Source organism: Bradyrhizobium sp. CSA112, from assembly GCF_029051645.1.
Classification (GTDB): Bacteria; Pseudomonadota; Alphaproteobacteria; order Rhizobiales; family Xanthobacteraceae; genus Bradyrhizobium.
On sequence record NZ_JAACFS010000006.1, the window covers coordinates 181,221 to 201,821 of the forward strand.

Genomic DNA, 20,601 nt, shown 5'->3' on the forward strand with positions numbered 1-20,601 from the left:
CGGCGCAATTTCAAATTTTCGGCCTTCGCTGCCCTGGAGAATCTTGCATCTATTATCGGCCTCGCGAGGCGCAGCTCCCGGCCGGCGCCTCCGTGAGAGGGCCCGATCGCAACCTTTCGTCGCAGGTTTTGGTTCCACCGGACCGGCCCAAAACAGAAGCTCGTCGGTTAGCGACGTATGTCGGAGCGGCACCTGCATCGCAGCACACTCTTGCCCACAGCAAGCAGCGACTGGGGCGAGACTAGTGCCGTGAACGGTAAACATGCCGCCGACCACTGAGCCTGTATATGGACGGTGGTGTCTCGCAAGCGGATCAACAGCGAGAGCGGTTGCGGCTGGTCCCGCTGTTTGGTCTGATCCGCCGCAGGACGCTCCGCGAGCAGCCGCTCGATCTACATGAAGCCTTTGAGCGCGGCCCCGGAAGCATCATTCTCATAGCGGGGACCGCCACGACCATTACGGTGCTGGCCCTATCTGTCGTGAGCTATGGCGCGCAGCGAACCGTGTTCGCCAATGATCCCGGTGCGGTGACGGTGAAGGTCACCGGGCATCAGTGGTTGTAGGAGGTCCAGTACCAAGCCGATAGTCCGCATCTGAGTTTTACCACAGCCAACGAGATCCGCGTGCCGGTCGGGCAACCCTCACCGTCCAGCTGAGTCGGCCGACGTCATTCACAGCTTTTGGGTGCCGGCGTTTACCGCGGACAATGCGCCGAGTTTTGCGGGGCGCAGCACGCCCACATGGCGTTCACCATCACCGCCCTGTCACCGGACGAGTATCGCCGCTGGCGTGATCACCAAAACCAGAGCGCGCCAAGCCCGAGCGATCCGCTCAGCGTCCGCTGCGAGCAACTCTTTCGCGGTCGGGGCTGCGGCCTCTGCCATACCATCCGAGGTACACTCGCCGGCGGACAGCATAGTCTCATGGCCCATGACATCGCCGGATTTCATGCCGGGCATGAAATGGTCGTAGAGATGCAGGTCCGAGCCGCATATGGCGCAACTTGTGACCTTGATGATGGCGTCCCGCTCGTGCTCGATCCGGGGATCGGGTACGTTGTCGCAGCGGATGTCCGTGGTGCCGTGCCAAACGAGTGCCTTCGTCGCGACCTCCGCTGAGTGTGTTTCACCTGTTCAACATCAGCCGAGCGCGGTCGTTCCAAGACATCTTTGGTCGAGACCAGGCCGCGCAAGCCTCACGGAGGCGACGCGACGCGTCTAACGCGGGTCTCCCTTGTCAGGCCGCCTCTGCTTGCTCTTGTTCGGCTTCGAGGTTGATCACCGATGTGGCCAGTTCGGTCAGCGCCTTGTCGGTGGCTTCCTCCTCGTCCAGCGTCTCCTGCAGCAGACTTGCGGCATCGGACATGCCGAGCTGTTCAGCCCACGTACGAAGGGTGCCGTAGCGTGAAATTTCGTAGTGCTCGACCGCCTGGGCAGCAGCGACGAGCCCGGCGTCGAGAGCCGGCATTCCGCGAAACTCCTTCATGATTTCCGCACCCTCATCAGCGATGCCGTTGATCGCTTCGCAGGGCTTTCCACGGGCCGGCTTACCGATAATGCGGAAGACGCGGTCGAGGCGCTTGACCTGAGCCTGAGTCTCCCGGAGGTGTTTATTGAAAGCTGCAGCCAACTCCTTGGACTGCGCCGCCTTCGCCATCTTGGGTAATGTCTTGATGATTTTATTTTCGGTGAAATAGATGTCCTTGAGCGTCTCGTGGAAGAGGTCGCTCAGCTTCTTCTGCGGCCGGCTCGTGCGACGCGCCGCCGATTTTCGCTTCTTCGCTCGTTTCGCCATAACTTCTCCTGTCGCCCGTTTGGAAAGTGCCTGTCCCCTTGACCAATGTTGCGTGACGGCGAAGGTTCCAATCGGGTTTGAAGGGGTCCGGATTAGCGGGACCTGATAGGATGCGATCCTATTCCAGCAGCCAATCCAAGGCCGACGCCAAGCGCACGGTTGCATCCTCAGCGTACCATTGGCCGTGACTGAAGATCACGAAACGTGGCTTGAAATTGACCAGACGTCTGGCTGCCGCCGCAGCCTCGTTGCGCTTCATCTTGACGATCGCACGCAGATACACCGGTGCCCTGCCATGCGGCGCGACCACCCCTGCGAGACGCGCCGCCGGTCGCAGCACGGGAGGTACCTTATCTGCTTCGAGATTCTGTACGATGTCTGCAAGTACCAGTGATCTCGACCGTTCGTGCATCAAGGCGACTTCTGCCACCCCAATCCCTTTGACGATGATATGGCTGATCACGTCCGACCATGGCGTGCTCACGTCAGGGGTCAGCTCATGTCCAGCCGAACGCCGGCGCGCTTCACTGGCCACCGCTTCGAGAGGCCCGGCGCGCCCCATGTCTCGACCGAGGGACAATGCTCCTGCCACTGCTTGACGAACATCCAGTGCGCGCTATTTGGCGCGATGATATGATTTATCGCGCCAAACTCTTCAAGCGAACGCCGAATCGTGCCATCGTAGCGGGTAGGCGAGTGCAGCATCAATGAGCCATCCTGCAGACGGATAATGGTCATGCGAATGGGCAAGGGGATCACACCCATCGCCTTTGTCGGCCCGCTATCGACAATCCATACCGAGGCTGTAACGGGGTTCGGCACGTCCAGTGGAGGATAGGTGATCTGCTCGGCTTTCAACTGATGCTCCTGCAGCGCGGCTCCCCTCAGATGAAAGCTGAGATCGCGTCGCTTCATTCCCAACTTCAGAGCAAGTAGGACCATGGCTCGTTCCACCGTTGTTCTTGACCTCGCCCACGGCAACCACCCCACCGACCGCAGCTCAGGAACCAACAACGAAGTTGCCCGTTGGCGACCCATAGCCGATGCGGACGTACCGTCGGTATTTGAACGCCGCCGCCCAGGCTCCTCCCGCCCGGGAGGCGGCGTTTTTCTGGCTGACATGGTGTGGATCAGCGATCGCCGCCGGGCTTATTTTAACATGTAAAGAAACGCGGTGATGTCACGCGAATCCTGCGGCGTGACGCCCATTCGCGGCATGGCATTGCCGGGCAAGGCCCTTTGCGGATCCTGGATCCATAACGCCATGTTTTCGGGCGAATTGCTGAAGAAGCTAGCGATATAGGTTCGCGTGCCAACATGCAGCAGCGGAGGCCCAACGTTACCGGTTGCATTGACGATGCCCGGGATCAGATGGCAACCGCCGCAGCCATATTGTTTGATCAAATCCATTCCGCGCTTGGAATCTCCCTAAGGATGGCAACGCGCGCGCAGTTCAGATTGACATCGACGCTTCCATGCTGTCGTTGCGCTATCCAGCCGACGTCAACCTTCACGGCGACAACAGCACCATCTTGAAGACGTTACTCCTCCTGCTCAAGCGCAAGGCCGATCGGCGGTGGTCCAAGACAATCGAAGGGAGCGTCTCCGCTTGGTGGAAGAAGCTCGAAGGACGCGCAATGACGGAGGCCAACCCAGTGAACCCGCAACGGGTTATCTAGGAAATGTCGCCCTTACTGCCGGCTAATGCCATCGTCACGAGCGACAGTGGTTCTTGCGCGAACTGGTTTGCCCGCGATTATCGCGTGCAGGAAGTCAATCGGCTTCACTCTTGGGCGGCTTGGCGTCGATGGGCGCAGCGGTGCCTGACGCCATCGGGGCCAAGTTCGCACACCCCGATCGCCTAGTCGTGGCGCTTGTAACCGGTGATGGCCACGCCGTTGAGCTTTGGCAAACGGACCGCTTCATATAACGGTTTGAGCTAGAGCATTAAGGCACGCCTTACTTGCGCGTGCCTTTCATTTCGAATGTCTGTTGGCACTTTTGAGACGTGACCGTCTATTCTGACAATGTCCGTTCACTAGGGACCGGAAGCCGCCGTGGCCGGTTCAAATCGAGCGAATGATCCAAAGCGGAAGCGCGCTTTTCTGTGTGACGTTGACTACTCAGCGGTACTTAAGCCGAAATCCTTTGAGTGAGAGCCATCTTTAGCCACTTCGAAACCCTCGGCCACCAATCCACGCTTGAGTAATTCTCGCACCGCTGATGCACGGCTGGGCATGCGCTTCAAGAACCGCCAATTGTCGATCATTTTCACTTCGGCTGAGTTCAACATGATCTGAAGGCGTTCTGGCCGGTTGACTACACCCATGGTCTCCTCCCACGCGATGCAAAAACTACTCATTAGAAGTAAAACGCGTCAAAAACGTTCCTGACTAATTAGTGGTCTTACAATGTTCCGCCGCCAAATCCTTCTAAGTAGCCAGTAACTCATTGGAAGTACTAAGATTTTTCTTACTAAGTCTTCCGCCGGACAGACTTAGCCTGCTGGCTGGGTAACGTTTGCCCATCATCGCGCGGCTTTTGGTATCTCAGTGATGAGAACGCCCGTCGCGCTTCCGCCTCCTCTTACGGAAAGGAACAGCGTATGCAGAAGCGTCGCCGTTTCAAACAAACCCAACCCCTAGAAATGCGTCTTTCGGCCGAAGCACAACGTCTGCGCGAACAGGCGCAAATGCTTCCGCATGGACGTCTCCGCGATGCAGTCGAAAGAAAAGCCATACAGGTCGAGGCGGCATATGAGGTGAGCGAGTTGCTGCGGTCACCCGGTTAGAGCACCGAACTAGCCCGACAAGATAGAACAGGCATTCAGAGAGAGTGATGGCAAAATATCGCGCCTGCGTCATACGTTCCGACGGCCAGTTCGAGAGCTGCCTGCGACACGGACGAGAATGCGATCGCATTAGGCAAAGCAAATGGCTGGCCTGCAACCCGCAGAGCTTTGGAGTGGGAGGCTTTTGGTAGAACGCCCGTACCCCTTCCCATGAAAAACAAACGCAAAGAACGTGAATTGTCTTCAAGCGCCCGAGGAGGTAGCGCCATGACTAAATTGGATGAACGCACTATCGCGAACATGGATTTTGTTCTCGAAGAAACTCGTCGCGTATTGCGTCATGGAGGCGACCACGAACGCCGTCGTTTCATTGCTCGCAAGTTGAAGCTTAGCGCGCGCAAGGGAAACGTCACGCTTGGCGGATTGAGAACGGTCGCGGATAGCGCGCTCAAGAATTAACAAAGCAAAAGTCGGCATAGCATTAAACGGACGGGTGGCTGAGAGACTGCTGTGCTCTCGCCTGCATGGCAAGGAGAGCACCAGTGCCTCATTCAAAGAACCGTATTCTATCAGGCATCAGGCCGGCCGATCTCAGGGCTTTGCAACCGCACCTGCGGCTGGTTGAGTTGGAGCACGGGCTCGTAATCGCTCATAGCCGCCAGCGCGTCCATCAGGTTTACTTCCCTCACGGGGGCATACTTTCGTGCATTGTTGAGCTCAAAAGCGGCTTTGCGATCGAAACCGGCATGATCGGCAACGATGGTGTCTTTGGAGCCATTCAGGCGATCGATGACAGGCTTTCACTCAACAAGGTAATCGTCCAGGTGCCGAGCCAGTCGAGTGTCGCGGATGCTGCCGTTGTTAAACATCTCGCAGACTCGTCCCCTGATTTTCGCAGACTGATCATCAAGCACGAGCAATTCCTCCTAGGTCAGGTGCAGCAGACGACTGCGTGCAACGCGCTTCACAGTGTTGAAGAACGCATGTGCACGTGGCTGGTTAGGATGTACGACCTCGTAGGAAGAGATCTGCCGCTTACCCAAGAGTTCCTGGCTCAGATGATGGGCGTGCAGCGAACGAGCGTCTCGGGTGTTGCCAGCGGGCTTCAAGGGGAGGGCCTGATCGATTACCATCGCGGAAAGGTGCGGATTGTTAGCATCGACGGAGTACAGCGCCGCGCTTGCGAGTGCCACGAGTCCGTTCGTGAGCAGTATCTCGACATATTCGGGAAAGTTTCCGTTGAAACTTTTCCGGAGGCGTCGGATTTATACAGACGGTCTGATGCAGAGTAAGACACTCGGGCATCGCTGCCCGGATTAGCCCGATGCCAAAGATCACTTTCAGCAGAGAACGGGCCATAGTGTTGTGGAAGACGACGAGGGGTCAGACTTCCCAGACATCGAAACGGCTCGACAATATGCTCTGCGCGCCGCCCGAGAACTCCTCGCAGAGTCCATTAGATGGAACGGTAAGCCACCCCCGACTGCATTGTCGTAATGGACGGCGAAGGGCGGCAGATTATGACGGTGCTCCTTGTCGAGGTTCTGCCCGAAAGTATCAAGGCTCTGATTCGATAGGAAGTGTCTCGACGTAGCTAGGCCGTCAGCCATCCTTCGAGTCCATGATTTCCGCTGTTGGCACCTTGGAGACATGCCCGCCTATCTTGAGAATGTCCATTCACCGGGGTAGACCGGAAGTCGCCGTCATTCGGTCAAACCGACGCGAATGACCTCAACAGACATTCGGTCGGCACCGGCTAATTTGGCTTGTGTCGCAACGGATCCCGCGACGTTTCGTTGTCAATTATGGAGTACGGGACACAGAGTATCAGATGCTTCAGACAGCCAACCCAACGGGATGGAAATGGACCGTGCTATTTGCTGGGCGCACATTAGATCGGGCTCTGCTTACAACAGAGCGAGCGCTATCGCTCTCGCCCAACGGGCCATTGATAAATTGCTCACATCCGGAATGAAAGCAATCGCACCTTCTCCGTCAACCGAGGGTCGGTGATGGCACCGTTCGAAAAGAATGCCGGGGAAACGGCTACCGCAAGTCTCTTGGGGCTAATCGGTGCAACGTTAGTATTGGTCGTGCACTAGGGCCGCCACGGCGGATCCCGGCGATTCCAATCAGAGCGCGCTGTTCCTTCATCGCTTCGAGAGCAGACCAAACAATCGGGGACGCGGAGCGATTGCAATCCCGACTTCGGATGCGACATCGGCGGCCGCCCGCCAACGCGCGAGCTTACGACCGCAGATGACGGGAGAGGCAATGCAACCCATCAAGTCCTTGCGCAAGACAGTTTTACTTGCGGCATAACATCGGACCTGAATACCAGACCAAAGGCAGAGCTTAGTTCGGGTAAAGCGATTTTTCTCGCTCAATTCAGGTGCAAGCATTCACTAGAACGCCTTCGTTGGTATAAGCGCCGGCTGCCGCATCAGAGCACAACCTGCGCCCTGCTCTGATCACGTGATGCTTGCTGTAAAGCGCTTTCGCCGGATGCTCGCAATGGGTGCGATGTTCACTACGAGGTGCAGTCGCCACGCGTAGCGTAACGCGAAGTCGCTTATCCGACGATCTGAGAGAAGCGTGCGCTACTCGGGCGACACGCGGTCCGGATGGCGCCTCCGTCATCGCCTGCCGGACGCCGACGGCAGGGCACGGATCGGCCCAATAAAAAACACAACCTGCCGATGAAATCACCCGATTCCAAATATCTTATCGATGCTCCTGCATTCTCAGAGCACCATGGTCGCGAATGGCCGACGAACAAGACCACAGATATTTATCTCTCCGCAATCAATCTGCAACGATCCCCCTTCAACACCTCCGATATGCGGTTGTTTCCGCGGAGTATGGAAGCTTCCGGCGGGCTGCAGAAGCGTTGTTGACGCAGCAGTCAACTCTGAGCCGCTGCATTCGAGAACTCGAGGAATCAATAGGCGTGATTGTGTTCGAGCGATCGAGCGGCGGCGTCTGCGCCACGTCGGCTGGCCGGGATTTTCTCCGAACGGCGCGGTCGATTCTCGAACAAATGGATGCGCTGGTTACATCAGCCAAGTCTAACGGACGCGGCGAGGCTGGGCGGCTGTCGGTGGGGTTCTATACGTCGCTGTCGGCCGGCAATTTACGGGCGACCTTGGTAGATTTCAGGCAGCGGTGCCCACAGGTCGCACTTGGCATGGTCGAAAGGTCGCGGATGCGCCTCGTCACCGCCTTACGCAATGGTGCAATCGACGTTGTCATCGCGACCGACGGGGGACACGTCTTTGACAGCAACACCTTGCCGCTGTGGAGCGAGCGCGTCCTGGTGGCCTTGCCTGAGGGACATCAACTGGCTGGGAAGAAGGCGATCTACTGGACCGACCTGCGGAATGAGACGGTCCTTCTCAGCCATTATGACCCGGGACGAGAACTTGAGGATCTCTTGTTGGCGAAGCTGATCTCGACAGTAGACCGTCCCAAGATCGAGCGCCATGACGTTAGCAGAGGTATCATCAAGACCCTCATATCCATAGGATTCGGTGTCAGTTTGGTGGCCGAGTCCGACATCGGCGTCACTTTTGCGGGCCTGACTTATCGAGAGGTACGAGACGGCACGGGGCCGAGTCAGGTCAATTATTCAGCACATTGGCGCAAGGACAATGACAATCCGGCGCTGGCAAACTTCCTCAAATTGTTGAGCGAGCGCTATCCCTTGCCTTGCGCAGGCTGACCCTTGCGGCGGGTTTTTGCAAAGGCTCGGTCGGTTGCCATGAATCGCGCCAGCATTGGTGCGACCAGCTTTGCCGGATCCGAGATCGACGGCCCGGTTTCACGGGCAAGCATGTCGGTGTAGGCCGCGAGGTCGCGATGGACATCGGCCGGCAGTTCCACGGTGAGCTTTACCGGCTTGTCATCGGCGATGGCGCGAGCTTCAGCTTTGCCATTTTTTCAGCCTCTGTATGGTTCGAGCACGAGGTCGCGATTGACGATTACCCGCACCGGAAAACCCGGCCGGATTGTCAGGGTCGGCTGGATGTTGAGATTGCGCCGAACGATCTGCTGACCGGTCTGGTTCAGGGAATCCCCTGCCCCACGGCGAAGGGCCTGCAGAATGGCGCTGTTTCCGTTGCCAGCATCCGAGCCGGACCCAAGTTCGGCTCCTACACCAAGCAAAGTCGACAGCAACGACGCCTTGAACAGCTCGCCCCAGTGATGATCGGCCTCGTCGTGAAGCCCAGCATAGCCTGCGGTATCGGCACCCGGCTGGCGCTCAAGGACGATCGATCGGCCGTTCGGCATGATCAGGCGTGTCCAGACCAGGAGCACGCGTGACTGTCCATGTGTAACGTGGCTATCGTAGATTCCTATCAGCCGCGCACCCTGGGGCACCAACAAAGTTTGACCGGACACCGTATCAAATAGCGGTTCGGTCACATGCGCCATGATCTGCCCGGGCAGATCGGAGCGGATGCCCGTAATAAGGGCGGCCGAAATCACAGACCCTGCCTGGACGACATAACGCGAGGCTGGCTTCGCCACCCGGTCAGGGCTCGTGGTCCGCCGATCAACGGCAGCGCTAACAAAAGCGAGCTTGCGGTCCTGTCCATTCTGGGCAAACGCCTCATCGGACGGTGATGCGGCATTTGAGGTCGTCTCGGCAGGAGTCGCTGCCGCCGGTGGCCGAACATTCGTCGACGCAAATACTTTGCTGGTGCGCGCGGCCTCGCTTTCCTGGCTCATCCGCTGTTGCTCGGGATCGACCGCAAGCGGCCCGGACTGGGCCTGGGCCGCAACAATGGGGCGACCGAGATCACCCGGCAATGGCGGCCCGAGGCGCGGCACGTCGCGCGGAATGCCCGCATAGTCGCGCGGCAGCCCGGCAAGGCCGTCGGCCACATTGTGGTGATCGGTGCTGTACAGCTCTTCGGAAGCTGGACCACGCGTGCGATTCTGCTGCAGGGCCCACAGCACGGCTCCGGACGCGAGAACGAGCGCGAGTACCGTGCCCCCGGCCAATACCTTGCGCGACAGGCGAGTCACGGGCGGACGTTCTGGACGCAGGCGCAGTGAGCTGGCTATCTCAGCAGCACTCTTCGGCGAGGTAGAATCAGGACCACCGGCGCCAGTCGTTTGCTTATCAGTCACGACGGCCTCCCGTCGCTTCTGATGATTCGGACCTTTTGCTGAGAGTCGCCACCAAGTCGCAGCTCGGCCGCGGCAAACAGCCGATCGACGATCAGCACGTTACGATAGGTTCGGTAGTTGACGATCTCGGAATTGCCGTCCGGACCGATGACAAACAGCGGAGGCATTTCTCCCTGAACGATGCCGGGTGAGAACTCGATATAGACCTTGCGGCCATCGTCATAGACGCCGACCGGCCGCCAAGGCGGATTGTCGCCCTCGACGGTGTAGCGATAGCGCCGCTGAGAAGGCTCGGGGAGAACTGGCGTCGGGGAAACAGCTCGGGCACGGCCGGGCCTATCCTCGGGATAGAACCAGGCGACTGATGGCATGTAGGGTTTTTCACGCGAGCGCAGCTCGATGAGATAGGTGCGCCGGTCGGTGTTGACCACGAGGTTGGTCTCAATCGAAGGCCGCGTCGGCTTGACCATGATGTGGACACGTCTGGTATCGCCGCTTCCACTTTCGGTGTCGCCAACGACCCAGCGCACGGTGTCGCCAGCCGATACCGGCCCCGAACCCGTGAGCTGCTCGCCGGGCTCGAGTGCGATATCGGTGATCTGTCCGGGGCTCGCGTAGATCTGATAGAGGGCGCCGGGACTAAAAGGGAAGACCTGCACAGCATTGAAGTAGCCGGCGCTACGCGGCTCGACGCGCGCAGCGTCATTGGCGGTCTCGATCCGCGCAATAGGCTCCTTTGCCTCAACGTTTCCCTTCTTGCCTCCCTTCGCCGGCGTCCAGGACGGCGGAACGTGAAGGGATCGCGGACGATCCTCCGCCAGCGACGGCGGACTGGGAAGTGGCGGGATATCGTCGTCGTAGCTGATCTGCGGCGGTTTGGAGGTGGCACAGCCGCTGAGTACAAACATGCAAGCAAATAGAAACGAGCGCATGACCTTGCGCACACTCGGGCTAGCGACTCCAGGAATCTGCATATTCACTGCCCAAGCTCCTTCGACCAGTTGATGGCATTGACATAGACCCCGAGAGGATTTTTGCGCAGACGATCAGCATCGCGCGGAGTTTCGATCACGATGGTGAGGATGGCGGTCCAGCGCTCGGTGGCGGTAAGCTGCCCATTGTCGTAGCGGCGCTCGATCCAGGCGACCCGAAAGCTTTCCGGCGAGGCACGGATGACGCTGGATACTTCCACTGCGATCTGCAGCTTGCCGAGTTTGGCAAAGGGATCGTTGACGCGGGCGTGGTCATTGAGGGCGACGGCGCCGCGATCGGTCGTAAAGTCGTAGGCGCGCAGCCAGTCCTGACGCAGCACGATGGCATCAGCCGACAGCCCGCGCACATTCTCGATGAAGCGTGCCAAATGAAAGGCAATCTGCGGATCGGTTGGCTGATAGAAGGGATTGGCTGGGCTAACCGCCTCTGCCTGGCCGAGACGATCGACCTCAATGACCCAGGGCGTAATGCTTCCCTGTGTGGATTGCCAGACGAGACCTGATGCAAGTCCTGCTGACAGGATCAGAGAACCGAAGGCTATAAGTCGCCAGTTTTTGGCCTGCACCCGCGCCGAGCCGATGCGCTCGTCCCACACTTGCGCCGCTTTCTGATAGGGCGTTACGGGCGCGGGCGTGCGGCCATAATGAACGGATGGTCGTTTGAACATCACTTCCCTCCTTCGGAGAGATCGACGGAGGCGCCTCCTCCACCATGGTCGGCAGTGCGAACGACGTTGGTAGCGGCCGACGCCCCCTGACTCATGATCTGCATCCGCTTCATGCGTCTGGCCGAGCTGGACTGACTGTCCGGAGGTGAGGAACTTGCCGGCGGCTGAGCTGCGCCGGCTTCACCGGCTGCAGTGCCACCAGTTGAAGCCGAGCCGCTTGCAGCCGTGGCGCGACGAAGCGGGCTCGTCATCGCGGACGCGGCGGCATCCGCGACGCCGGACAAACCACCAGCCCTGAACGCCCCGCTCGCGCTACCCGCTAGCGCCGCGGTCCCGCGCGCCGCGCCGGCGAGTGCACCGACGCTTCCGGCAGCGAGGCCCGCTCCAGCCACCACGATCCCGCCGGCAGCTAACCCCGTGCCCGCGGCGGTTCCGGCGCCAAGTTGCGGACCGCCGGACACGATGCCATTGGCGATGCCGGGCCCAAAGATTCCCAGGCCCAGCAGCGCTAACGCGGCGAGCACTAGGGCCATGGCATCTTCAATGCCGATCTGCGCGCCATTCGAGCCTGCGGTGAACTGCGAAAACAGCGTCGAGCCGATGCCGACGATCACGGCGAGCACCATGACCTTGACGCCGGATGAGATGACGTTGCCGAGCACGCGTTCGGCGGCGAAGGCGGTCTTGCCGAACAACCCAAATGGGATCAGGACAAAACCCGCGAGCGTCGTCAGCTTGAATTCAACCAGTGTGACAAAAAGCTGGATTGCCAGAATGAAGAAGGCGAGCAGCACGATCGCCCAGGCGAACAGCAGAACCACGATCTGGATGAAATTTTCAAAGAAGCTGACATAGCCCATCAAGCCCGAGATTGAGTCCAGGATTGGCCGCCCCGCATCGATACCGACCTGTGCTATCCGCCCAGGCCGCAGGAAATCAGCCGCGGACAATCCAGTTCCTGAGGCTCTCAACCCGAGACCGGCAAAGCTCTCGAAAACGATGCGAGCGAGGTTGTTCCAGTTGCCGATCAGGTAAGCGAACACGCCAACAAAGAGCGTCTTCCTCACGAGGCGAGCGATGATGTCCTCGTCGGTACCCCAGGCCCAGAACAGAGCGGCGAGCGTGACATCTATCGCGGCGAGCGTGGTTGCGAGGAAGGCGACTTCGTTACCAAGCAGGCCGAAGCCAGAGTCGATATAGCGGGTGAACGTTTCCAGAAATCGGTCGATGACGCCGGTGCCACCCATGGAATCACTCGCGTTCGGGTGTTGCAACGGGCGGCCAGCCCTGGGGGAGACGATCGGGATGCTTGGGCTGCGCCAACGACGGTGTCGGGCTGCCTGGTTGAGCATCGGCGGAAGTAACGCCCGGGGTTTTCTTTGATCCAAGAAAGCGACGGCGGTTCTCCGCCCAAATCAGACGGCACTCCTGGAGTTCTGCCACTTGCTCGGAGGTAACCTTCCGGCAGCGTTCGAGTTCGCCGCCAAGCGGACTCGTTGCCCGGGATGCCGACGATCTAGCCGGTGGACCGTCGCTGTCGCCGCGGAGCTCGATCGTACAGGCTGCGACAACCAGCATGGGGACGGCAACTGCCGTTATCACAAACACCCCCCGCTTGAATCCACCACGTCCGCTCATTGGTGAAACATCCGAACTATTGCAGGCTGATAGCCTCGACCGGGTGCGAGAAAGCGACGAAGCTGCTCCCTGCCCTGATCCTGCGCGGTGGTACGCTGGGCCGTTTCGAGATTTTGCGCCCGCCCCTGCGCGGCAACTGCTGCCGTAAGGTCGGCGAGCTGTTGCGCCTGCAAGCCAAGGAGCTGATTGCCGGCCTGGTTGGCCTGTAGCGCGCCGGTCGCGCCCTGGCTTGAGCTGACGAGGGCTGACATCTCTTTGCGGTGGGTGTCGAGATTCCCAACCACGGTCGCCTGAATGCGCAAGGCGTCCTGCAGGCCGACCACAGAATTTTGCCAGCGCGTTTGCGCATTCGCGATCAGCGCCTGATCTGACGCGTTCGTCGAGACGGGCGCATAGGTTGTCGAGAACGCTCGATCGACCTGCTTGACATCGTAGGCAATGCGCTGGGCCTCGGCGAGCAGCTCCTGGGTTCGCTGGATCGACTGCTCGAGCTGCTGCAGGGAAGAATACGGCAGGCTGGCGAGATTTTTGGCCTGATTGATCAGCATCTGCGCCTGGTTCTGCAGCGAGGTGATCTGGTTATTGATCTGCTGCAGCTCACGTGCTGCCGTGAGCACGTTTTGTGCGTAATTGTTGGGATCGAACACGATCAGTTGGGCCGACGCGGGCGAAACTACGCACGCGACGGCAATGGTTATGGCGCTCGCGGCGGCGAGGTACGGGAGGCGCTTCATGACAAGCCTTCCTGCTTGATGAGACCGGGTATGAGATCGGCGGCCCAACCCAGCCCACGTGCGGCGAGCCAGCCGGTGACAAACCCCTCACGGCCATGTTCGGCCAGCACGCGCTCGATCATCGCCTGATCGGACTTTGATGAAGCGGCCGTAAAGGCGAGCGCGAACTCTTCAAGACCGAGTTCGAACAGACGATTGCCGCGCCGGGACTGGCAGTAATAGTCCCGCTTTGGCGTGGCGCGCGCCAGGATCTCGATCTGCCGGTCGTTGAGGCCGAAGCGCCGATAGATCGCCGAGATCTGGGGCTCGATCGCCCGTTCGTTCGGCAGGAACAGCCGCGTCGGGCAGCTCTCGATGATGGCGGGCGCAATCGCGGACCCGTCGATGTCCGAGAGCGACTGGGTGGCAAAGATGACGGAAGCGTTCTTCTTCCGCAATGTCTTCAGCCATTCGCGGATCTGCCCCGCAAACCCTGCGTCATCGAGCGCAAGCCAACCTTCATCGATGATGAGCAGCGTCGGCCTTCCGTCGAGCTGGCCTTCGATGCGATGGAAGAGATAGGCGAGCACCGCCGGTGCGGCTCCGGTGCCGATCAGGCCTTCGGTCTCGAACACCTGGACCGAGGCCGAACCGCGTTGCTCCGCTTCGGCATCGAGCGGCCGCCCAAAGGGGCCACCGAGGCAGTAGGGTTGAAGAGCCCTTTTCAGGCCCTGGGACTGCAGCAGCACGGACAAACCGGTCAGCGTTCGTTCGCCCGCGGGCGCAGAAGCCAGCGAAGACAGCGCCGACCAAAGATGCTCCTTGGCTTCGGGCGTCATGTCGATCTTTTCGCGGGCGAGAATGGCTGCGATCCATTCCGCCGCCCAGCCGCGCTCGGCCGCATCGTCAATCATGGCTAGCGGCTGCAGGGCGACCGGTTCGGAGGCGCTATCGGACAGCGCACCGCCAAGATCGTGCCAATCGCCCTTCATGGCGAGCGCCGCAGCCCTGATCGACCCGCCGAAATCGAAGGCAAAGATCTGGGAGCTTGGATAGCGGCGGAACTGCAGCGCCATCAGCGCAAGCAGCACGGACTTGCCTGCACCGGTCGGACCGACCACCAGCGCGTGCCCGACGTCCCCGACGTGGAGGGAAAAACGAAACGGCGTGGATCCTTCCGTGCGTGCAAAGAACAGCGGCGGCGCGCCGAGATGCGCGTCCCTCGCCGGCCCTGCCCAAACTGCGGACAACGGGATCATATGGGCGATGTTCAGGGTCGAAACCGGGGGCTGGCGGACGTTGGCATAGACGTGGCCGGGCAACGAGCCCAGCCAGGCATCGACGGCATTGATGGTCTCCACCATGCAAGTGAAGTCGCGTCCCTGAATGACCTTCTCGACCAAGCGCAACCGTTCGTCCGCGATGCGCGGATTCTCGTCCCAGACCGTGATCGTGGCGGTGACAAAGGCTTCGCCAACCAGATCCGAACCGAGTTCCTGCAAGGCGGCGTCGGCGTCGATAGCCTTGTTGCCAGCATCATTGTCGATCAGGGAGGACGCTTCGTTGGTCATCACCTCCTTGAGGATTGTGGCGACGGATTTCCGCTTGGCGAACCAGTGCCGCCTGATCCGGGTCAGGACCTTCGTCGCGTCTCCCTTGTCGAGCATGATCGCTCGGGTCGACCAACGATAGGGGAAGGCAAGCCGATTGAGATCGTCCAGGATCCCCGGCGTGGTTGCCGTCGGGAACCCGACAATCGTGAGCACCCGCAGGTGTTGGCCGCCTAGCATTGGCTCAAGCCCACCCGTCAGGGGCTCGTCTGCCAACAGCGCATCGAGATACATGGGAATCTCGGGAACGCGAACGCGATGTATCTTGGTCGAGACGCAAGCATGCAGGTACGTCAGGGTCTCGCCGTCATCGAGCCATCGGCACTCCGGCATAAACCCTTCGACCAGTTGCAGCACGCGGTCGGTCCGATCGACAAAGCCGCGCAATACCTGGTGGGCGCCGGCAGCCTCCCCGCGCTCAGGTCCCTCATAAAGGAGGCGCTCGGCGCGCGCCGCATCCTCGGCCGGCGGCAGATACAGGAAGGTGAGGAAATAGGCTGACTCGTAGTGAGCTCCCTCTTCCTCGAATTGCGCCCGGCGTTCGGCATCGACCAGGGCCGATGCCACGTCTGGACAACTGCTCGGTGGATAGGCGTTCGATGAATACCTCTGCGCTTCAACAAACACCGCCCAGCCGGATCCGAGGCGCCTCAAGGCGTTATTGAGGCGGCCGGCAACCGCAACAAGTTCTGCTGGAACAGAGGAATCAAGATCGGGCCCGCGAAAACGCGCGGTCCTCTGAAACGATCCGTCCTTGTTGAGGACGATGCCTTCGTCGACCAGTGCGGCCCATGGCAGGAAATCCGCAAGACGTGTAGTGGAGCGGCGGTATTCGGAAAGATTCATCATCAGTTGCTCACACATTCAGATGGGTGGGGATGCGCAGATGGCGTCTTGCAGTCTCGACAAAGAGCGGATCGCGCTTCGCGGCCCAGACGGCGGCGGCATGGCCGATGGCCAAGAGCAGAAGACCGGCAATCCAAAGCCGCAGGCCGAGACCGAGCGCCGCGGCAACGGTGCCGTTGACGATGGCGATCGCACGCGGCGCGCCGCCGAGCAGGATCGGTTCGGTCAGCGCGCGGTGCACCGGAATTGCAAAACCTTCAACCGGCCCGTCCATCAGATCAGCACTCCGCCGCCGAATGAGAAAAATGCCAGGAAGAAGCTCGAGGCTGCGAACGCGATCGACAGACCGAAAACGATCTGGATCAGGCGCCGAAAACCGCCCGAAGTGTCGCCGAAGGCGAGCGTAAGGCCCGTGACGATGATGATGATCACGGCCAGAATCTTGGCGACGGGCCCCTCGACCGACTGCAGGATCTGGTTAAGCGGCTGCTCCCACGGCATGTTGGAGCCGGCGGCCTCTGCAGTGGGCGAGATCGCCACGGAGCTGAGAGCTACCGCGACAACTATCATCCCGCTTCTCAATGTGACGCCGTTCATGATGGGTCTCCTGCGGGTGAAATGAGGTAGTCGCCCTCGGTCGTCAGGCCATCGACACGCGCGAGTTCTGTCAGCCGACGGTCTGCGCCGCGGCCGGAGAGAACCGTAATCACGTCGATGGTCTCCGCGATCAGCGCGCGCGGCACAGTGATGACGGCTTCCTGGATAAGCTGTTCGAGGCGGCGAAGGGCGCCAAGCGCCGTGCCGGCGTGAATGGTGCCGACGCCACCGGGATGGCCGGTGCCCCAGGCCTTGAGAAGGTCGAGCGCCTCGGCCCCTCGCACCTCACCGATCGGGATTCGGTCGGGGCGTAGCCGGAGCGAGGAGCGCACGAGGTCGGACAGCGAGGCGACACCATCCTTGGTGCGCAGCGCCACGAGGTTAGCCGACTTGCATTGGAGTTCGCGCGTATCCTCGATCAGCACGACGCGATCTGCAGTTTTTGCAATCTCGGCCAGCAGCGCATTAGTCAGCGTGGTCTTGCCGGTCGAAGTACCGCCGGCCACGAGGATGCTTTGACGGTCCCGGACAGCGTTCCGCAGCCCTTCAGCCTGAGCGACTGTCAGGATGCCGGCGGCGACATAGTCGTCGAGCGTGAAGACGGCCACCGCCGGCTTGCGAATGGCAAAGGCTGGAGCGGTCACCACGGGCGGCAGCAACCCCTCAAAACGCTCTCCCGTCTCGGGCAACTCGGCCGAGACGCGGGGACTTGCCGGATGAACCTCAGCGCCGACGTGATGGGCAACGAGCCGCACGATGCGCTCGCCGTCGGCTGCGGCGAGATGCTCGCCGGTATCTGTCATGCCCCCCGACAACCGATCGACCCAGAGCCGGCCATCGGGATTGAGCATGACCTCGACGATCCCAGCGTCTTCGAGCCAGGCCGCTATCGTCGGTCCGAGCGCGGTGCGCAACATGCGTGCACCACGCGAGACCGCCTCGGACTGAAAGGAATGAACTGCCACGCTTGCCCCCAAAGGTCGCCGAGATATGAGCTCGGCGGTGGGGATCAGTAGAAAAGGCAGGTTATGCGCTCGTGCAACAAGCTCAAATCAGTCGGCGTGCCGTGGCGTAGCAAAAGAAAAGATGGCGGGATCACTTATGAGGAACGGTTGGCGACGTTTGCGCCGGATCGATGTCGAGCGAGATCTCCTGGGCCAGGGTCTGGCCCCTGGCCAGCCGGCGCCCGAGGGCTTCGACAAACCCCTCATACCGCTCCCGGCCCTTGGCCTGCGCAGCGGGCTGCGCCGTATCAGGCAGCGGCGGCGTCGCCGTCAGCCAGAACCGCACGAACAAGGCCAGCGCTTCATTTGAAATGGTGATATGACGCTCCAGCCGCTCGACGTGCCGGGTCAGCCGGTCAAGGCGACGGCCGAGCGCCGCCTCCATCCGCTCCGAATTATCCGGCGACAGGAATGAGGCCAGCGCAGTTTCGACGATGAGCGCCTGAGGTACTCTCTTGCGGCTGGCATGATCGGCGAGCTGGCCCGCAAGGTCCGGAGGCAAACGAAACGTGTGCTTGGTTCGCATTATCTCTCCTAGAGGTCGAGGCCGTCGCCTGGATCCATCGCGGCCTGACGCGCCAGACCGGGAACGTTCATGCGCAGCACACGCGCCCGTATGGCGTCACTGTCGCCCTCGTCTTCCGTGAAGTCGAACTCCGGTGGAGGCTTCAAGGCCTCCGGCGCGATATTTTCATGCTCGGGAAGCTCCGGCTCGCGGCGAATGCCGGAGTTTGCGGTAGATTGCCGAGCACCCGACAAGCTTACCGGCTCGGCAACATTTGAATTCGGCGGAGCTGGCTGCCGGCTCCAATCGTCTGTCGCTGTCCTACCGTCGCGGTCGAAAGAGCTTGAGTTTGGCGGTGGTAGCACGCGCTCGGTCAAACGTGGATCCTCAAAATACCTCGCCTTCTTGGCGCGGATCGGTGGCACGCCGGAAACCAGCACCAGTTCGTCCTCGGGCGGAAGCTGCATCACCTCGCCGGGCGTTAGCAATGGCCGCGCGGTCTCCTGTCGCGAAACCATGAGATGGCCGAGCCACGGGCTAAGCCTGTGACCGGCATAGTTCTTCATCGCCCTTAATTCCGTGGCAGTCCCAAGCGCATCCGAAACCCGCTTGGCCGTACGCTCGTCATTGGTCGCAAAGGAAACGCGCACATGACAATTATCGAGGATCGCGTTATTCGGCCCGTATGCTCTTTCGATCTGATTGAGCGACTGCGCAATAAGGAAACTCTTGAGCCCATAGCCCGCCATGAAGGCGAGCGCCGACTCAAAGAAATCAAGCCTTCCCAGCGCCGGAAACTCGTCGAGCATGAGCAGCAATCGATGCCGGCGGTCCTTGGCCTGGAGTTCCTCGGTGAGACGGCGACCGATCTGGTTGAGTATCAACCGCACCAGCGGCTTGGTGCGGCTGATATCGGATGGAGGTACAACGAGATAGAGCGTCGTCGGCCGGCCGTCTTCAACGAGATCGCGGATGCACCAATCACAGCAACGCGTCACCTCGGCAACAACAGGGTCGCGGTAGAGGCCGAGGAAAGACATCGCGGTCGAAAGCACGCCTGACCGTTCGTTCTCGCTCTTGTTCAATAGCTCTCTCGCCGCGGACGCGATCACTGGATGGGTCCCGGCTTCACCGAGGTGCCGCGTGGTCATCATCGCGCGGAGCGTGGTTTCGATTGGCCGTTTCGGATCGGACAGGAAACCCGCAACGCCGGCCAGCGTCTTGTCTTGCTCCGCATACAGAACGTGAAGAATGGCTCCGACCAACAGCGCGTGGCTGGTCTTCTCCCAGTGATTGCGCCGTTCCAGCGACCCTTCGGGATCGACCAGCACATCGGCGACATTTTGCACGTCACGAACTTCCCACTCTCCTCGCCTCACTTCCAAGAGAGGGTTGTAAGCTGCGCTCCTTGAGTTGGTTGGATCAAACAACAGCACCCGGCCGTGCCGGGCCCGAAAGCTGGACGTCAGGGTCCAGTTTTCACCCTTGATGTCATGAACGATGCAGCTTCCCGGCCAAGTCAGGAGCGTGGGGACAACAAGGCCGACACCCTTGCCGGATCTGGTCGGCGCGAAACACAGCACATGCTCCGGTCCATCATGCCGGAGATATTGTCCCGCCAGACGCCCGAGAATCACGCCGTCTGCCCCGGCGAGGCCGGCACCTCGAATGTCAGTCAGGTCCGCCCAACGCGCAGAACCGTATGTGGCCGCCGTCTCCGCCTCAGCCCGCCAGACCGACATCGCAAAAGCAACGACGATCGACATGATTCCGCCGGAGGCTGCGACGCATGCCCCTTCAACGAACACTCCAGGTGCATAGGCATCATAGGCGTACCACCACCAGAAGAAGGCCGGAGGCAGATAGATGGGAACGCCCGGCGCGAGCTCAAACCAGGGCTGCCCGAGTTGGAGTTGAAAGCCGAGCCGCCATGCTGTCCACTGCGTCGCGGCCCACATCGTGATCAGCACGATAGTCAAGATCAGGGCGACCTGGCCCCAAAGTATTCTGGTTGCGGACATGGGATGGAATATCAAATGAGTCCGTAATCGTCAGACAAGCCATCCTGCCGGTTGCGAGTATTTTCGGATATCCAGGCGAGCAGATTGGTGCGTCAGTCGCCGAGCGTCGTAGAAATCGCAGCCCGCACGTATCGCGAAAGGTGTGAAAGCGGACTTAGCCCTGGCATCGGACGAGATAGTTGTCCCCCTGTCGCCTGCCGGTGGCCTGGGACGCAGCGCTAAGCTTCCTTGCGGTCGGCAGGTTGATCGGGCAGCTCCAACAGACTGGCGGCCTGAAGCAAGCTCG

At 60.5% G+C, this 20,601-nt stretch carries 24 protein-coding genes and 1 pseudogene; 7 read left to right on the top strand and 18 right to left on the bottom strand.

Features of this window, described 5'->3' with window-relative positions; all coding sequences use genetic code 11:
• Positions 1-287 precede the first annotated feature (287 nt).
• Positions 288-563, top strand: a complete 276-nt coding sequence (locus tag GWE18_RS15095; protein ID WP_275186501.1) for a hypothetical protein — start codon at positions 288-290, stop codon at positions 561-563.
• A gap of 351 nt (positions 564-914) precedes the next feature.
• Here the strand turns inward: GWE18_RS15095 and GWE18_RS15100 are convergent.
• From GWE18_RS15100 to GWE18_RS15120, 5 genes and pseudogenes are all read right to left on the bottom strand, one after another.
• A pseudogene (locus GWE18_RS15100) lies at positions 915-1,070 on the bottom strand (alcohol dehydrogenase catalytic domain-containing protein); the annotation flags it as partial.
• A 166-nt stretch (positions 1,071-1,236) separates the two neighbouring features.
• Entirely contained in the window at positions 1,237-1,794 is a 558-nt protein-coding gene (locus GWE18_RS15105) for a ferritin-like domain-containing protein (protein ID WP_275186502.1), read from the bottom strand.
• Between the two features lie 118 nt (positions 1,795-1,912).
• Positions 1,913-2,278 carry a hypothetical protein gene (locus tag GWE18_RS15110; protein ID WP_275186503.1) on the bottom strand — a complete coding sequence of 122 codons (366 nt, stop codon included), beginning with the start codon at positions 2,276-2,278 and terminating at the stop codon, positions 1,913-1,915.
• An 8-nt stretch (positions 2,279-2,286) separates the two neighbouring features.
• Complete coding sequence (locus GWE18_RS15115) at positions 2,287-2,709, bottom strand: DUF4336 domain-containing protein (protein WP_275186504.1); 423 nt, start codon at positions 2,707-2,709, stop codon at positions 2,287-2,289.
• Between the two features lie 234 nt (positions 2,710-2,943).
• A complete protein-coding gene (locus GWE18_RS15120) occupies positions 2,944-3,204 on the bottom strand; it encodes a c-type cytochrome (RefSeq protein ID WP_342804260.1) in 261 nt (86 codons plus the stop codon).
• 65 nt (positions 3,205-3,269) lie between these two features.
• On the opposite strand from GWE18_RS15120, the gene GWE18_RS42290 reads away from it, so the two are divergent.
• Both GWE18_RS42290 and GWE18_RS42295 read left to right on the top strand, forming a co-directional pair.
• Positions 3,270-3,473: a hypothetical protein gene (locus GWE18_RS42290; protein ID WP_342804261.1), complete on the top strand. Its 204-nt coding sequence runs from the start codon at positions 3,270-3,272 to the stop codon at positions 3,471-3,473.
• A 128-nt stretch (positions 3,474-3,601) separates the two neighbouring features.
• A complete protein-coding gene (locus GWE18_RS42295; RefSeq protein ID WP_342804262.1) occupies positions 3,602-3,724 on the top strand; it encodes a thiamine pyrophosphate-dependent enzyme in 123 nt (40 codons plus the stop codon).
• Between the two features lie 189 nt (positions 3,725-3,913).
• On the opposite strand, the gene GWE18_RS15130 is transcribed toward GWE18_RS42295, so the two are convergent.
• Positions 3,914-4,123, bottom strand: a complete 210-nt coding sequence (locus tag GWE18_RS15130) for a hypothetical protein (protein ID WP_275186505.1) — start codon at positions 4,121-4,123, stop codon at positions 3,914-3,916.
• A 276-nt stretch (positions 4,124-4,399) separates the two neighbouring features.
• Between GWE18_RS15130 and GWE18_RS15135 the strand changes: the two genes are divergently transcribed.
• The 4 genes from GWE18_RS15135 to GWE18_RS15150 all read left to right on the top strand — a co-directional run bounded on the left by GWE18_RS15135 (position 4,400) and on the right by GWE18_RS15150 (position 8,306).
• Positions 4,400-4,585 carry a hypothetical protein gene (locus tag GWE18_RS15135; protein ID WP_275186506.1) on the top strand — a complete coding sequence of 62 codons (186 nt, stop codon included), beginning with the start codon at positions 4,400-4,402 and terminating at the stop codon, positions 4,583-4,585.
• 267 nt (positions 4,586-4,852) lie between these two features.
• Positions 4,853-5,044, top strand: coding sequence for a hypothetical protein (locus GWE18_RS15140; protein ID WP_275186507.1), 192 nt, complete (start codon positions 4,853-4,855; stop codon positions 5,042-5,044).
• An 83-nt stretch (positions 5,045-5,127) separates the two neighbouring features.
• Positions 5,128-5,877, top strand: a complete 750-nt coding sequence (locus tag GWE18_RS15145; protein ID WP_275186508.1) for a Crp/Fnr family transcriptional regulator — start codon at positions 5,128-5,130, stop codon at positions 5,875-5,877.
• A gap of 1,472 nt (positions 5,878-7,349) precedes the next feature.
• Positions 7,350-8,306 carry a LysR family transcriptional regulator gene (locus tag GWE18_RS15150; RefSeq protein WP_275186509.1) on the top strand — a complete coding sequence of 319 codons (957 nt, stop codon included), beginning with the start codon at positions 7,350-7,352 and terminating at the stop codon, positions 8,304-8,306.
• Here the strand turns inward: GWE18_RS15150 and GWE18_RS15155 are convergent.
• The 12 genes from GWE18_RS15155 to GWE18_RS15210 all read right to left on the bottom strand — a co-directional run bounded on the left by GWE18_RS15155 (position 8,282) and on the right by GWE18_RS15210 (position 20,315).
• Entirely contained in the window at positions 8,282-8,497 is a 216-nt protein-coding gene (locus tag GWE18_RS15155) for a DUF2274 domain-containing protein (RefSeq protein ID WP_275186586.1), read from the bottom strand. The two genes, GWE18_RS15150 and GWE18_RS15155, sit on opposite strands and share 25 nt — an antisense overlap.
• A gap of 27 nt (positions 8,498-8,524) precedes the next feature.
• Entirely contained in the window at positions 8,525-9,655 is a 1,131-nt protein-coding gene (locus GWE18_RS15160) for a TrbI/VirB10 family protein (RefSeq protein WP_275186587.1), read from the bottom strand.
• Between the two features lie 62 nt (positions 9,656-9,717).
• A complete protein-coding gene (trbG, locus tag GWE18_RS15165; RefSeq protein ID WP_275186588.1) occupies positions 9,718-10,653 on the bottom strand; it encodes a P-type conjugative transfer protein TrbG in 936 nt (311 codons plus the stop codon).
• 44 nt (positions 10,654-10,697) lie between these two features.
• Positions 10,698-11,381, bottom strand: coding sequence for a conjugal transfer protein TrbF (gene trbF / locus GWE18_RS15170; protein WP_275186510.1), 684 nt, complete (start codon positions 11,379-11,381; stop codon positions 10,698-10,700).
• A complete protein-coding gene (gene trbL, locus GWE18_RS15175) occupies positions 11,381-12,628 on the bottom strand; it encodes a P-type conjugative transfer protein TrbL (RefSeq protein ID WP_275186511.1) in 1,248 nt (415 codons plus the stop codon). The genes trbF and trbL overlap by 1 nt, the downstream gene beginning before the upstream one ends.
• A gap of 387 nt (positions 12,629-13,015) precedes the next feature.
• On the bottom strand, positions 13,016-13,753 hold the full coding sequence (trbJ, locus tag GWE18_RS15180) for a P-type conjugative transfer protein TrbJ (protein ID WP_275186512.1): 738 nt from the start codon (positions 13,751-13,753) through the stop codon (positions 13,016-13,018).
• Positions 13,750-16,191 (bottom strand): conjugal transfer protein TrbE, encoded by a 2,442-nt coding sequence (trbE, locus tag GWE18_RS15185; protein ID WP_275186513.1) that lies wholly within the window; start codon positions 16,189-16,191, stop codon positions 13,750-13,752. Before trbE ends, trbJ begins: the two co-directional genes overlap by 4 nt.
• Before the next feature lie 7 nt (positions 16,192-16,198).
• Positions 16,199-16,462: a VirB3 family type IV secretion system protein gene (locus tag GWE18_RS15190; protein WP_275186514.1), complete on the bottom strand. Its 264-nt coding sequence runs from the start codon at positions 16,460-16,462 to the stop codon at positions 16,199-16,201.
• Positions 16,462-16,758, bottom strand: a complete 297-nt coding sequence (locus tag GWE18_RS15195) for a TrbC/VirB2 family protein (protein WP_275186589.1) — start codon at positions 16,756-16,758, stop codon at positions 16,462-16,464. Before GWE18_RS15195 ends, GWE18_RS15190 begins: the two co-directional genes overlap by 1 nt.
• 23 nt (positions 16,759-16,781) lie before the next feature.
• Positions 16,782-17,750 carry a P-type conjugative transfer ATPase TrbB gene (gene trbB, locus GWE18_RS15200; RefSeq protein WP_275186515.1) on the bottom strand — a complete coding sequence of 323 codons (969 nt, stop codon included), beginning with the start codon at positions 17,748-17,750 and terminating at the stop codon, positions 16,782-16,784.
• Positions 17,751-17,880: 130 nt separating this feature from the next.
• Positions 17,881-18,315, bottom strand: a complete 435-nt coding sequence (locus tag GWE18_RS15205) for a CopG family transcriptional regulator (RefSeq protein WP_275186516.1) — start codon at positions 18,313-18,315, stop codon at positions 17,881-17,883.
• Between the two features lie 8 nt (positions 18,316-18,323).
• Positions 18,324-20,315, bottom strand: a complete 1,992-nt coding sequence (locus tag GWE18_RS15210) for a conjugal transfer protein TraG (RefSeq protein WP_275186517.1) — start codon at positions 20,313-20,315, stop codon at positions 18,324-18,326.
• Between the last annotated feature and the right edge of the window lie 286 nt (positions 20,316-20,601).